Source organism: Streptomyces sp. NPDC057543, from assembly GCF_042801895.1.
GTDB lineage: Bacteria > Actinomycetota > Actinomycetes > Streptomycetales > Streptomycetaceae > Streptomyces.
On sequence record NZ_JBHVFF010000024.1, the window covers coordinates 1 to 14,755 of the forward strand.

The following is a 14,755-nucleotide window of genomic DNA, read 5'->3' on the forward strand; positions in this document are numbered from 1 at the left end:
GGTCCGCGTGTTGCGGACCGGCCCCTTCGGCGTCCCCGGGGTCCCAAGGCCCTGGGTTCCGCCCGGATTCGCGTTACGAGCAGGTCTTGTTGTCCGCCGGGACCTTCCCGTCGAGGAAGTACGCGTCCACGGTCGACGTCACGCACGCGCTCTCGCCGTACGAGCCGTGCCCCTCGCCCTTGTTGGTGAGCATGACGCCGACGCCCTTGCCCAGTTCGTCCGCCATCTTCCGCGCACCCTCGTAGGGCGTCGCAGGATCACCGGTCGTACCGATGACCAGGATCGGACCGGCGCCTGGAGCGCTCGCCTCCGGGTTGTCGTGCTCGCCCTTCACCGGCCACTGCGCACACCAGCCGGCCGTGTCCCACGCCAGGAACGGTCCGAACACCGGGGACAGCTGCCGGAACTCGGGCAGCATGGCCCGGGCCTCGGCCGCCGTCGGTCGGAGCTTGCTGTCCGCGCAGGAGATGGCGCGCTGCGAGTGGTTCTGGGTGTCGTAATGGCCCTTCTCGTCCCGGCCGTTGTACGCGTCGGCCATCTGCAGCAGCATCGTGCCGGTGCCGCTCTTCTCGGCCTCGTCCAGCGCCTGGGTCAGATACGGCCAGCTGCTCTTGGAGTAGAGCGGCATGACGATGCCGGTGAGGGCCAGCGACTCGTTGAGCTCACGGCCCGAGGCAGTCGGCAGCGGCTTCTTGTCGATCCGCTCCAGCAGCCGGGCGATGCGTTCGGTGCCCGCCTTCGGGTCCTGGCCGCGGTCCTTGAGGTAGTTCTCCAGGGCCCGCTGGAATCCGGTCGCCTGGTTGCGGGCGTGCCCGATCGCGTCCGCGGTCGGGTCGACGACGGCGTCCAGGACGGTGCGGCCCACCTTCTTCGGGAAGAGGTGCGCGTAGGTGCCGCCCAGCTCCGTGCCGTACGACATGCCGAAATAGGTGAGCTTCTCGTCGCCGAGCACCTCGCGGATCAGGTCCATGTCCCGGGCGGCGTTCGTCGTACCGACGTACGGCAGGACCTTGCCGGAGCGGCGCTCGCAGCCGGCGCCGAAGTCCGCGCCGTCCTTCATGAACGCGGCCTCCTCCGCCGCCGTGTCCGGAGTCATGTCGACCTTCCGGTAGGCCTCCTCCGCCTCCTTGTCGGTACGGCAGTTCACCCCCGCGCTGCCCGCGACTCCGCGCGGGTCGAAGCTCACCAGGTCGTAGCGGGCGTTGAGCTTCTTGTACGAACCGGCGGCGCGCGGCAGTATCGAGACCCCCGAACCGCCGGGGCCGCCGAAGTTGAACAGCATCGAGCCCAGGCGCCTGCCCTTGTCCCGGGCCTCCTTGCGGATCAGCGCGATCCGGATCGTGTCGCCGTCCGGCTTCGCGTAGTCCAGCGGTACCTCGACGGTCGCGCACCGCCATCCGGCACCGGGGGCGCTGCCGCCCGCGGGGGCCTTGCAGCTTTTCCAGTCCGGCCGCTGGGAGGTGAGCGCGGCGGGCAGGGCGGGCGTGCCGGGCTGCCCGCTCGTCGTGGCGGACGGCTTGCCGGGCGAGGACGCCGCACCGCGGTCCGTCCGGTCGGCCGGTTTGTCGTCCGTACCACTGCCACAGCCGGCGAGCAGCCCCGTCAGCAGTAGTGCGGCGCCGGCCAGAGCCCCGGCGCGTGCGTGTCCTACCACGTGTACGTCCTCCCCATGTACCTGTACGTACGACGTACAGAAGGTGTGCCCATGCTAGGGCCTGTCCGGAAGATCACAGCCGGGGTCTACGCGCAGACGGTTCCGGCCGCCGGAACCTTGCCGTTCAGCAGATAGCCGCCCACGGCCTTCTGCACACAGGCGTTGCCACTGTTGTACGCGCCATGCCCCTGCCCTCTGTATGTGATCTGCACACCGACACCCTTGCCGAGCGCGTCGGCCATCGCCTTCGCGCCCGCGTACGGGGTCGCCGGGTCGCCGGTGTTGCCGATGACGAGGATGGGGGCGGCACCCGGGGCGCTGACGTCCGGGGTGTCCCAGACGCCCGCCACCGGCCAGCCGGTGCAGGCCATCAGACCCCAGCCCAGATAGTCACCGAAGATCGGCGAGGCGGACTGGAACTCCGAGAGCTTCGCCATGGTCTGTTCCACGGTGAACCGCTGCTTGGAGTCGGCGCAGTTGATGGCGGTGTTGGCGGCCATCAAGTTGTCGTAGTGCCCATCGGCCTGACGGCCGTTCAGCGAGTCCGCGAGAGCGAGGAGCAGCGCGCCGTTCCCGCCGTCGGCCTCGTCCACTCCCTGTTCCAGCAACGGCCAGGTCTCCTTCGAGTAGAGGGCGGCCGCGATGCCGGTGATGGCCAGGGACTGCGTCAGCTTCCGGGGCCCGATCCCCGGGATCGGCTTCTTCTCCAGCCGGGTGAGAAGGCCGGAGATCCCCTGCTCGACCTCCTTCCCGGTGGAACCGGGGAGCTTGCAGGCAGCGCCGCGGTTCACGCAGTCCTTGGCGAAGTTGTCCAGGGCGAGCTGGAACCCCTTGGCCTGGCCGAGCGAGGACTGCACGGAGTCCAGGGTCGGGTTGACCACCCCGTCCAGTACCGACCTGCCGACGTTCTTCGGGAACAAGTTGGCGTAGACGCCACCCAGTTCGGTGCCGTACGAGATGCCGAAGTAGTACAGCTTCTTGTCTCCGAGCACCTGACGCATCAGATCCATGTCGCGGGCGGCGTTGGTGGTGCCGACGTAGGGGAGCTCCTTGCCGGAGTTCTTCTTGCAGGCCGACGCGAACGTCTTGATGTCCTTGACGAAGGCATTCACCTCGGCGGTGTCGTCCGGAGTGACGTCGGTCTCGTAGCGGGCGTCGAGCTGCCGGTCGGTCTCGCACTCCACGCCCGCACTGCGGCCGACCCCGCGCGGGTCGAAGCTGACCAGGTCGTAGCCGGCGCGGAGCTTGTCGTAGTCGTTGCCGAAGGCGGGCAGGGTGGCGACACCGGAAGCGCCGGGGCCGCCGAAGTTGAAGATGAGGGAGCCGATCCGCTTGTTCGGGTTCTTGGCCCTGGCCCGAATGAGTGCCAGCTCGATCTTCTCGCCGCCCGGATTCGCGTAGTCGAGCGGGACCTTCATGAAGGAACACTCCCACGGGGTGCCGTCGGGCAGGGGCGACGGGGCCTTTCCGCCGCCCTGCTCGGGGGACGGGGCGGGGCAGGGCTTCCATGTCAGCTTCTGGGAGGCGAGATCGCCGGAGCCGCTGCTCGCCTCGGCGGCGTTCGCGGCGATCGGGGAGCTCTGCGGCCCGACAGGGCCGCCCTTGTCGCTGCTCTCCGAGCAGGCGGTGAGGGGAAGGAGCACGGTGGCGGTGGCGGCGAGAGCGGCGGCACGCAGGGCGGGGGAGGTCCTCATGGCCCTATCGTGCGGTGGGAACCGGACCGCTGCACGGGCACCGGTCCAAGCGGGTGGCCGAGGGGCGCCCGGATCGCCCGACCGGCCTTGCGATCGCGTGACCGGCCTCACGGGCAGCCGACGCCGACTGGGCCCGAGCACGAGCTCGTAGGAGGGCTGAGGCCCCGTCAGAGCTCGCTCGCGGCCGTACGTGCGTCGGAGTCCGTCTTTGTCCCGCGGGCCAGAGCTCGCCCTTGCGGGTCAGAGCTGCCCTTGCCGGTCAGAGCTCGCCCTTGCGGGTCAGATGGTTGAAGCAGAGCCAGCCGGGAAGCACCGGCAGCCACAGCGTCAGCAGCCGGTAGAGCAGAACAGCGGGTGCCGCGACCTCCTTCGGCAGGCCGACCGCGATCAGCCCCAGTGTCAGCGCACCCTCGACCGCACCCATTCCGCCCGGTGTGGGCGCCGCCGACCCCAGCGCGTTACCGGCCAGGAAGACCACCGCGATGCTCGCGTAACTGAGATGCGGCACATCCGGGCCGCTGAACGCCCGGACAGACGCGTCCAGACACATCACGAACAGGCCGGTCAGCAGCAGCATCCCGCCGATGCCCGTCAGCAGCTTCTGCGGCCGCTGCACCACGTCGAGCATGCGCGGTACGACCCCGGCGAACAGCGAGCGCACGCGTGTCACCACGAACTTCCGCAGGAACGGCACCGCCGTCACCACCAGCACCAGCACGGCGACCGTCAGCAGCCCGGCGATCACCGTCCTGGAAGGCGTGAGCGAGGACGGGGTCCTCTCCGTACCGGTCAGATAGCCGAACGCCGCCAGCAACAGGATGTGGCAGCCGAGACCGAACAGCTGCGAGGCACCGACGCTCGCCACGGCGAGCCCCGGGCGTACGCCGGCACGCTGGAGGAAGCGGGTGTTCAGCGCGACACCGCCGACCGCGGCCGGGGCGACGATCTTCACGAAGGACCCGGCGACCTGCGCCAGCACGGTCTTGCCGAACGACACCCGCTCGGGCACGAAGCCCAGCAGGCTCATCGCCGCCGCGACATAGCTGAGGGCCGAGAAGCCGACCGCGGCCGCAACCCAGCCCCACTCCGCCTGCTCGACGACGGCACCGAAGTCCGCCTGGGTGAACTGCGAGATCAGGAAGTACGCGGCGATCGCACCGGCGATGCAGCTGACCAGGGTGCGCGCCTTGATGCGCTCCAGCCGGACCGGCTCGACCGGTGCCTGCGGCCGGATCAGCAGCACCTGCTGCCGCATCTGGGAGAGCAGATCTTCCTCGCGCGCCTCTTCCAGGGCGTCTTCCATGGCCCGCTTCTCGGCCTGCTTCTGGATACGGAGCGACTTGCGGGCGGCCTTGCGGGCCGCCTTGTGGTCGGTACTCGCGGCGGCGGCGGGCTCCTGAGCCGCTGCCCCGTGTTCGAGTGCCCTGGCCCGCTTGGCCGCGTCCGACGCGCCGAGCACCGCCTCGCGCTCGCGCTGCGAGCGTTCCCGGCCGAGCCGGCGCAGGGTCGCCCGGGTCGAGCGGCTCAGCGCGATCGGCTGGAGCAACGGCAGACAGTCCGCTACGGCATCGGGTCCCAGCACCTCCAGCGCACCGGCCACGGCCCGCTCGGCACCCACCCGCAGACCCGTGGTGGTCAGCAGCTGGGCGACGTCCATCCGCAGGACCAGATCCCCGGCCGCGATCTCGCCGCCGCGCAGATCGGTGACGAACACCTTGCCGGAAGGATCCACCAGAACGGCGTCTCCGGTGAGCCTGCGGTGCGCGATCCGTCGCGACTGGAGCGCCTTCACCTGATGCCAGGCGCCGCGCACCAGCTCGTCGGTGATCTCCGAGTCCTCCAGTGCGTCCAGGGAACGGCCGCCGATGTGCTCGTACACGAGCATCACGGCGTCGGGCCCGAGTTCGGAGGTGGCGATCAGCTTGGGCGCGTTGGCTCCGGCGGCGATCGCCGCGTACGCGAGCAGCGCCTCCTGCTCCAGCGCCTGGCGCAGCGATTGGATGGAACGGCGCTGGGTGATGCCACGCAGCGTGAGCCTGCGCCACACCCGGTAGAAGAAGCCCTGGGCCTGCTGCTCGCGGTCGACGACCGTCACGTCGAGCGGTGGCCCGTCCTCCAGGGTGACCAGATAGCGCCGCCCGCGGTCGTTCTGGTCGCCGGAGTCCGGCGCGTCCTCGGCGCGCATCGCGGTGACCGGGTGGAAGCCGACATGGCGCAGACCGGCCATCAGGTGCTGACCGGTCGGCCGTACGTTGGGCGAGCCGACCGTGTACAGCGTGCCGTACGCCACGGTCCAGCCGATCAGCACGGTGAGGACGATCGAGAACGGGGTCGTGTAGCCGCCGACCAGCATGGCGAACGCGTCGAGCAGCAGCACCACCCACAGCACGACCCGCCAGCGCGGCCGTCTCGCCATCCCGACCGCCGTCATGTAGGCGATCACGGGGGCGAGATAGCCGTGTACGGGATCGGTGAGCGCGTCCCCGGGCTGCGGCTGGGTCAGGGCGTCCTGGATGGTGCCGGGGGCGGACTTGGCCACCCAGAGGTCGGCGGCGAGCGTGACACCGTGCGCCAGTACGGCGGCGAGCACGCCGTCCGCGATCCGCAGCCCGTCGCGTTTGATCAGCCGTTCGATGGCGAAGGCGACCGGAACGAGCAGTACGGCGATGCTGGATACCAGCCCGGCCATCTTGATCAGGATGTCGGGTGCCTGGCCGGTGCCCTTGTTGATGTCCTGTTCGAGGCCGGTGGTCGTGCCGTGGGCGAACGCGGCGATCGAGAACAGGATGACGATCGCGAGGACCCCGATGAGGAGCCGCATGAGATCGGAGGGGCGGTGCACCCGGGCGGGGAGCAGTGGCTCGTCGCCCGAGACGCGCTCGGCCTGTTCCGCCGCGGCGGTCGAGAGCGTCGAGCCGGTCAGGCGTTCGGGTGCGTCCTGCCGCCCGGCACCGGGCGTTGTCCGCTGGGCGGCGGATGCGTCTTGCTCTGCTTGTGCCGCTCGCTCTGCTTGCTTCGCTTGTTCCGCTTGGTCTGCTTGGTCCGCACCGGGCTTTGTTTGCTCCGCACCTGGCGCCTCTTGCTTTGCGCCGGGCGTACCCCGCTTCGCGCCGGGCTTATCGGCGGGCCCGTCCGACACGTCCGAGTACGGCTCGGCGTCAGGGGCGTCCGCCGCCTTCGGTGGCTGCACGCCCTGCTCCTTCGTCGCCTCTGATGGGTTTTCGTGTTCTCGTATCACCGGTCACCGCCCGCACGATGGTGGCACGGCCCGGCGACACAGGAGGGCATCAGGGTGCACTGCGCGGACACGCGAAGCGCAAGATACGCTCCTTTGCTTCCGCACGCACGCCCCATGAACGGGCGCCCGCGGACCGGGCCGGGCTGTCGGTGGTGTACGGCAGGATGGGTCGGATGAGCCAACACCGGACGAGTGGCAACAGGACGAACGACGACCGGGCGATCGACGAGCTGCCGGAGTACGCGGAGCGGGTCCTCGATGTCGCCGAGCTGATCCCGCCCGGCCGTGTCATGACGTACGGAGACGTCGCCGAGTGGCTCGGCGACGGCGGCCCGCGCCAGGTCGGCCGGGTCATGGCGCTGTACGGGGCCGCGGTGCCGTGGTGGCGTGTGGTGCGCGCCGACGGGGCACTGCTGCCCGGCCACGAACTGCGGGCGCTGGACCACTACCGCGAGGAGAGCACCCCACTGCGCGGGGCGTCGCGCAGCGCGGAGGGCCATCTGCCACGCCTCGACATGAAGCGGGCGCGGTGGGACGGCGTCACCGGTCGCGCGGTCGCGGACGCCGACGCGGACAGGGACAGGGGCGGAGGTGCTCACATCTGACAGCTTCGGCCATTCGGGTGCCCAATGGGCGGCGCCGGGCCCGGTGCGTGACGTGGAACACGACGCGTTGTGCGACGGCACCCCCGAGACGCGTGGCATCCGCGAGACGCGTGGCACCTGCGGGATGTGCGGTACCTGCGACGCCTGCGGTATCTGTGACGCCTGCGGTATCTGTGACACCTGCGGTATCTGTGACACCTGTGACACCTGCAGTATCTGTGACACCTGTGACACCCGTGACCCCGAACGTGACGAGGTACGCAGCGGACACGCCCCGTAGCGCGCCCCCGCTGGCGTAGCGTCGTCAGTTCGCAGCACGCACCGCACTCTCATCACCGGTACATCCGGTACACGCACGGAAGAAGCCCGTGCACGCACGCACAACCCACGTACATCCAGTACACCCGACACGTACACCCAGTACACCCACCAGGACCGGCGACGACCCACGTGAGCACCTCCTCCACCCGGCACAGTCCGCACCGTCAGGCACGGCAGCGGACCGCGGGCGCGTACCGACTGGTGCGCACCCCGCCGGGCTCCGTGGACCCCCCTCTCCTGGACGCGGCGCAACGCGCGGTGGTTGATCACCCCGGCGGCCCGCTCCTGGTGCTCGCCGGACCCGGCACCGGCAAGACGACCACGCTCGTCGAGGCGGTCGCCGCACGTGTGACCTCGGGCACCGACCCGGCCCGCATCCTGGTCCTCACGTTCAGTCGCAAGGCCGCCGTGGAGCTGCGCGACCGGATGGCCGCCCGGCTCGGTGCCGCCCGCGGTCCGCAGGCCACCACGTTCCACTCCTTCTGTTACGCACTGGTCCGCGCCCATCAGGACGCCGACCTCTTCGCCGAACCGATGCGGCTGCTCTCCGGGCCGGAGCAGGACGTCACCGTCCGCGAGCTGCTCGCCGGCCAGCTCGAACTGGAACGGGACGGCTTCCCGCACATCCGCTGGCCCGACGAGTTGCGGGCCTGTCTGACCACGCGCGGTTTCGCCGACGAGGTTCGGGCGGTGCTCGCCCGCAGCCGCGAGCTGGGCCTGGGCCCGGACGCGCTGGCCGACTTCGCCCGCCGCACCGGACGGCCGGACTGGGACGCCGCCGCCGCATTCCTCGCCGAGTATTTGGATGTGCTGGACGCGCAGGGCGTGCTGGACTACGCGGAGCTGGTGCACCGGGCCGTCCTGCTCGCGGAGCGCCCCGAGGTGTCGGAGCTGCTGGCCGGGCGGTACGACGCCGTCTTCGTGGACGAGTACCAGGACACGGACCCGGCGCAGGTACGGCTGCTGCGTGCGCTGGCCGGCAACCGGGGGAGCGTACCGGGCGCCGGGGGCGGCCGGGATCTGATCGCCTTCGGTGACCCGGACCAGTCGATCTACGCGTTCCGGGGCGCCGATGTGAATGGCATCCTCGACTTCCCCGACGTGTTCCGGCGGGCGGACGGCGCCCCGGCCCCGGTCGGCGTCCTCACCACCTCGCGCCGTTCCGGCGGACAGTTGCTGGCCGCTACCCGGCTGCTCACCCGACGGATGCCATTGACCCGACTGCCCTCGGCGAAGGTCCGCGCCCACCGGGAGCTGGCCGCGGTCCGCGAGGGCGGCAGCGTGGAGGCGTACACCTATCCGACCGCCTCGGCCGAGCTGGACAACATCGCCGATCTGCTGCGCCGGGCGCATCTGGAGGACGGCGTCCCGTGGCACGAGATGGCGGTGCTCGTACGGGCCGGAGGACGCGTGATCCCCTCCGTGCGCCGGGCACTGACGTCGGCGGGCGTCCCCCTGGAAGTCGACGGCGACGACCTCCCCCTACGGCACGAACCGGCGGTGGCCCCGCTCCTGACAGCCCTCCGCGCGGTCGCCACAGCGGCCCTGCGCCGGAGTGCGCCGGGCGCGGAGGCTCTCGTTCCCGACCGGCTTCCCGACCTCGATCTCGACCAGGAGCACGGCAACCACGAGCCCGACAGGGAACCCGACTGCGATCCCGACGAGGAGCCCGACCGGGAACCCCGCAGGCCCACTGAGGAACCGCCCGCCCCCGAAGCGCCATCGTGGCTGGACACCGAGACCGCACTGACCCTCCTCACCTCCCCTCTCGGCTCCATGGACGCGGCAGACCTGCGCCGGCTCGGCCGGGCCCTGCGCGACGAGGAGCGGGCCGCCGGGAACCGCGTACCGGCGCCCTCCGGCGACCTGTTGGCGCGCGCGCTCGCCGAGCCCGAACGGCTCGTCGCGCACGATCCGGCGTACGCCCGTGGCGCCCAGCGCCTCGGCGCGCTTCTGCGCAAGGCGCGCGAACTCCTCGAAGGCGGCGGCACCGCGGAGGAGGCTCTGTGGGAGCTGTGGGCCGGCACCCCGTGGCCGGGGCGGCTGGAGCGTGCCGCACTGCGCGGGGGCGCGGGCGGCCGCAACGCCGACCGCGACCTGGACGCCGTCTGCGCACTCTTCGACACGGCGGCCCGAGCCGAGGAACGTACCGGCGGACGGGGCGCGCTCAACTTCCTGGAGGAGGTCGACGCCCAGGACATCGCCGCCGACACCCTGTCCAGGCGCGCGGTGCGCCCCGAGGCCGTACGGCTGATGACCGCACACCGTTCGAAGGGCCTGGAATGGCGCCTCGTCGTCGTCGCGGGCGTGCAGGAAGGGCTCTGGCCGGACCTGCGCCGCCGCGGTTCGCTGCTCGAAGCGGACCGGATCGGCCGGGACGGCCTGGCCGAACCGCTCACCCCCGGTGCCCTCCTCGCCGAGGAACGCCGCCTCTTCTACGTGGCGGCGACCCGGGCCCGCGAACGTCTCGTCGTCACCGCGGTCAAGGCACCCGCCGACGACGGCGATCAGCCGTCCCGCTTCCTCACCGAGCTCGGCGTCGAACCGCGCGACGTCACCGGCCGGCCGCGCCGCCCGCTCGCCGTCGCCGCGCTCGTCGCCGAACTCCGCGCCACCACCGTCGACCCGGACGCCTCCGACAACCTGCGCGAGGAAGCCGCCCACCGCCTCGCCCGCCTCGCCGCGCTCACCGACGACGACGGCCAGCCGCTCGTACCCGCGGCCCACCCCTACCGCTGGTGGGGTCTGTACGAGCCGACCCGCTCCACCGTCCCGCTCCGCGACCGGGACCAGCCCGTGGCCCTGTCCGGCAGTGGGCTCGACCAGCTCGCCAACACCTGCGCGCTCCAGTGGTTCCTCGGCCGCGAAGTGAAGGCGGACGCCCCGGCGACGGCCGCCCAGGGCTTCGGCAACGTCGTCCACGTCCTGGCCGACGAGGTGGCGTCCGGGCGCACCCCCGCCGATCTGGCCGTCCTGATGGAGCGACTCGACTCGGTCTGGGACGGTCTCGTCTTCGACGCCCCCTGGAAGTCCCAGCAGGAGAAGGAACAAGCCAGGGCCGCCCTCGAACGCTTCCTGCGCTGGCACGTCATGGACCGCGCCGGGCGCACCCCCGCCGCCAGTGAGCACGACTTCGACGTGACACTGGAGGCGGGGGAGTACGAGGTACGCATCCGGGGCTCCATGGACCGCGTCGAACAGGACGCCGACGGCCGGGCGTACGTCGTCGACTTCAAGACCGGCAAACAGTCCCCGACCAAGGACGAGGTCACCCGCCACCCCCAGCTCGCCGTGTACCAGCTGGCCGTACGGGAAGGGGCGGTCGACGAGATCTTCGACGGACGGCGCCCCGTGCCCGGCGGCGCCGAACTCGTACAGCTGCGACAGCCCGCGCCCAAGAAGGAGGGCGGCGACGCACTTCCCAAGGTGCAGGCCCAGGAGCCCCTCTCCGGTGAGTGGGTCCCCGACCTGCTGGCCACGGCCGCCGGACGGGTCCTGGACGAACGGTTCACGCCCACGACCGGCCAGCACTGCACGCACTGCGCCTTCCGCGCCTCGTGCAGCGCACAGCCGGAGGGCCGGCACATCCTGGAGTGAGCCGGGCACGGACTCCCCGGCGGCCCGCACGTTGTCAGTGCGTCCGGTTAGCCTCGGTCGGGTGTCCTCGCATATCACTGATCCCGAGCAGCTGAAGGAGCTCCTCGGGATCCCGTTCACCCCGGAGCAGACGGCCTGCATCACAGCGCCGCCCGCCCCGCAGGTGATCGTCGCCGGAGCCGGGTCGGGGAAGACCACGGTGATGGCGGCGCGCGTGGTGTGGCTGGTCGGGACGGGGCAGGTGGCCCCCGAGCAGGTCCTCGGACTCACCTTCACCAACAAGGCGGCGGGCGAGCTCGCCGAGCGCGTCCGCAAGGCCCTGGTCGCCGCCGGGGTCACCGATCCGGATGCCATCGACCCGGACAACCCCCCGGGCGAGCCCAGCATCTCCACGTACCACGCCTTCGCCGGCCGGCTCCTCACCGAGCACGGACTGCGCATCGGCCTCGAACCCACGACCCGCCTCCTCGCCGACGCCACCCGCTACCAGCTCGCCGCTCGCGTACTGCGCGAGGCGCCCGGCCCCTACCCGGCCCTGACCAGGTCGTTCCCCACACTGGTCAGCGATCTGCTGGCCCTCGACGCCGAGCTGGCCGAACATCTCGTACGCCCCGAACAGCTCGCGGAGTACGACACCGACCTGCTCCGTACGCTCGAATCGGCCCGGCTCACCAACGCCGAGCTGCGCAAGATCCCCGAGACGGCCCAGGCCCGCCGAGAGCTGCTGCAACTGACCGGCCGCTACCGCGAGGCCAAGAAGAGCCGCGACCTCCTCGACTTCGGCGACCAGATCGCGCTCTCCGCCGAGCTGGCCCTCACCCGCCCGGAGGTCGGCGCGATCCTGCGCGAAGAGTTCCGCGTCGTGCTGCTCGACGAGTACCAGGACACCTCGGTCGCCCAGCGCCTGCTGCTCTCCGCCCTCTTCGGCCGCGGTCCGGAAGGCGGAGTCCCCGAAGGCGGCGGTCCGGGCGGCGGTGGCCCCGAAGGCGCGGCGGCGACCGGGCACGCCGTCACCGCCGTCGGCGACCCCTGTCAGGCGATCTACGGCTGGCGCGGTGCTTCCGTGGCCAACCTCGACGACTTCCCGCTCCACTTCCCGCACGCCGACGGCACCCCCGCCACCCGCTACTCCCTCAGTGAGAACCGCCGCAGCGGCGGCCGGCTCCTCCACCTCGCCAATGGCCTCGCGGCCCCCCTGCGCGCCATGCACGAGGGCGTCGAGGCCCTGCGCCCCGCCCCTGGTGCCGAGCGCGACGGCATCGTCCGCTGCGCCCTGCTGCGTACCCACACCGAAGAGATCGACTGGCTGGCCGACTCGATCGCCCACCTCGTCACGACCGGCAAGGCGCCCGGGGAGATCGCCGTCCTGTGCCGCACCGCGGGCGACTTCCCGGAGATCCAGGCGGCGCTGGTGGCCCGTGACGTCCCGGTCGAGGTCGTCGGCCTGTCCGGGCTGCTGCACCTGCCCGAGGTCGCCGACCTCGTCGCGGTCTGCGAGGTCCTTCAGGACCCCGGTGCCAACGCCTCCCTGGTCCGGCTGCTCACCGGCCCCCGCTGGCGGATCGGCCCCCGCGACCTGGCACTCCTCGGCCGCCGCGCCCGCCTCCTCGTCCACCGCGCGGCCCACGGCGACGACGCCGACCCCGACCGCCGCCTCGCCGAGGCCGTCGAGGGCGTCGACCCCGCCGAAGTGATCTCGCTCGCCGACGCGCTGGACACCTTCCTCGAATCGGGCGGAGGCGTGGACGACGGGCTTCCGTTCTCCACCGAGGCCCGCATCCGCTTCGCCCGCCTGGCCGCCGAACTGCGCGACCTGCGCCGCTCACTGGCCGACCCCCTGATGGACGTGCTGCACCGAGTCCTCGCCACCACCGGCCTGGAGGTAGAGCTCTCCGCGTCGCCGCACGCCCTGGCCGCCCGCCGCCGCGAGACCCTCGCCAACTTCCTCGACGTGGCCGCCCGCTTCGCCGCCGTCGAAGGCGAGGCCACCCTCCTCGCCTTCCTGGGCTTCCTACGGACCGCCGTCCAGTACGAGAAGGGCCTGGACAACGCCCTGCCCGGCGGCGAGAACACCGTCAAGGTCCTCACCGCGCACAAGTCCAAGGGCCTGGAGTGGGATGTCGTCGCAGTGCCCGGCCTGGTCACCGGCCAGTTCCCGAGCAGCCAGTCCCGCGACGCCTGGACCTCCCAGTCCAAGGTCCTCCCGCATGCCCTGCGCGGGGACACGGCCACCCTCCCCGTCCTCCACTCCTGGGACGCCAAGGGGCTCAAGGGCTTCAAGGAGGAGATGAAGGAGCACCAGCACACCGAGGAGCTCCGACTCGGATACGTCACCTTCACCCGGCCCCGCACCCTGCTGCTCGGCTCCGGCCACTGGTGGGGCCCGAGCCAGAAGAAGCCGCGCGGCCCGTCCGGCTTCCTGCACGCGCTGTACGAGCACTGCGTGGCCGGACACGGCGAGATCGAGGCCTGGGCGGACGAACCGGCCGAGGACGAGGAGAACCCTGCGCTCGCCGAGAGGGAGGCCGACCACGCGTGGCCGCTTCCCCTCGACGACACCGCGCTGACCCGCCGCCGGGCCGCCGCGGACACCGTGATGGCGCATCTGGAGGACCTGGCCGCGGCGGGCGGTGCGCTGCCGGATGCGTACGAGGCGCTGCCCGACGCCCCGGACCACGGCGGCCCTGACGACGCCCCGTACGACGACCTGTTCCCCGACGACGAGGCTTTTTCCGGCGACGAGACGTTCCCCGACGAGGCCGACGACTGGGACGCCCTGTCGACGGAACCCCCGCAGTCCCCGGCCCCCACCTCCCCTCCACACGCCCCCACGTCCCACGTCCCCGCGCCGCACGTCCCCACGTCCCCACGTCGCACGTCCCACGTCCCCGCGCCGCACGTCCCCGCGGCCCGCACTCCCGAGCCGGCCGGGAAACGCACCCTCACCCCGGAGGAATCCCGCACGCTCGCCTCCTGGGACCGTGACCTCGACGCCCTCACCGGCGAACTGCGCCGCGCCCGCGCCACCGTGCGCGACGTCCTCGTGCCGGCCTCGCTCTCCGCCACCCAGCTGCTGCGTCTCGCCGACGACCCCGACGGCTTCGCCCAGGAGCTGGCCCGCCCGATGCCGCGGCCCCCGCAGCCCGCGGCCCGAAGGGGCACCCGTTTCCACGCCTGGGTGGAGTCCCGCTTCGAGGAGCTGCCGCTGCCCCTGCTCGGGCCGGACGAGCTGCCCGGCGGCGACGAGAGCGACGCCGAGATCGCCGACGAACGCGACCTCGCCGCACTCAAGGAGGCCTTCGAGCGCACCCCGTACGCCCGCCGCACCCCGTACCGCGTGGAGACGCCGTTCCAGATCACGCTGGCCGGCCGGGTGATCCGGGGCCGTATCGACGCGGTGTACCGCACCGGGGACACATACGAGATCGTCGACTGGAAGACCACCCGCACCAACACCGCCGACCCCCTCCAGCTCGCCGTGTACCGCCTGGCCTGGGCCGAGCTGCACGACCTGCCGCTCACCGCCGTCACGGCCACGTTCCTGTACGTACGCAGCGGAGAGACCGTCCACCCCACCCGCCTCCCGGGCCGGGCGGAGCTGGAGCGGCTCCTGCTGGACGAGCCACCCTCCGCAGGCCGATAGGCT

The 14,755-nt window shown here is 71.9% G+C and carries 6 protein-coding genes; 3 read left to right on the forward strand and 3 right to left on the reverse strand.

Annotation, left to right across the window (positions count from 1 at the left end):
• Positions 1–73: 73 nt before the first annotated feature.
• The 3 genes from ACFU8Q_RS06880 to ACFU8Q_RS06890 all read right to left on the reverse strand — a co-directional run bounded on the left by ACFU8Q_RS06880 (position 74) and on the right by ACFU8Q_RS06890 (position 6,538).
• Positions 74–1,654, reverse strand: coding sequence for an alpha/beta hydrolase (locus ACFU8Q_RS06880; protein ID WP_384448861.1), 1,581 nt, complete (start codon positions 1,652–1,654; stop codon positions 74–76).
• 86 nt (positions 1,655–1,740) lie between these two features.
• A complete protein-coding gene (locus ACFU8Q_RS06885) occupies positions 1,741–3,348 on the reverse strand; it encodes an alpha/beta hydrolase (RefSeq protein WP_384448864.1) in 1,608 nt (535 codons plus the stop codon).
• Between the two features lie 259 nt (positions 3,349–3,607).
• Complete coding sequence (locus tag ACFU8Q_RS06890) at positions 3,608–6,538, reverse strand: lysylphosphatidylglycerol synthase domain-containing protein (protein WP_384448867.1); 2,931 nt, start codon at positions 6,536–6,538, stop codon at positions 3,608–3,610.
• A 221-nt stretch (positions 6,539–6,759) separates the two neighbouring features.
• Between ACFU8Q_RS06890 and ACFU8Q_RS06895 the strand changes: the two genes are divergently transcribed.
• The 3 genes from ACFU8Q_RS06895 to ACFU8Q_RS06905 all read left to right on the forward strand — a co-directional run bounded on the left by ACFU8Q_RS06895 (position 6,760) and on the right by ACFU8Q_RS06905 (position 14,752).
• A complete protein-coding gene (locus ACFU8Q_RS06895) occupies positions 6,760–7,191 on the forward strand; it encodes an MGMT family protein (protein ID WP_384448870.1) in 432 nt (143 codons plus the stop codon).
• Positions 7,192–7,641: 450 nt separating this feature from the next.
• The gene (locus tag ACFU8Q_RS06900) at positions 7,642–11,109 is read left to right on the forward strand and encodes an ATP-dependent helicase (protein WP_384448873.1); all 3,468 of its coding nucleotides are present in this window, start codon (positions 7,642–7,644) and stop codon (positions 11,107–11,109) included.
• A gap of 61 nt (positions 11,110–11,170) precedes the next feature.
• Positions 11,171–14,752 (forward strand): UvrD-helicase domain-containing protein, encoded by a 3,582-nt coding sequence (locus ACFU8Q_RS06905; RefSeq protein ID WP_384448876.1) that lies wholly within the window; start codon positions 11,171–11,173, stop codon positions 14,750–14,752.
• The last annotated feature ends 3 nt before the right edge of the window (positions 14,753–14,755 follow it).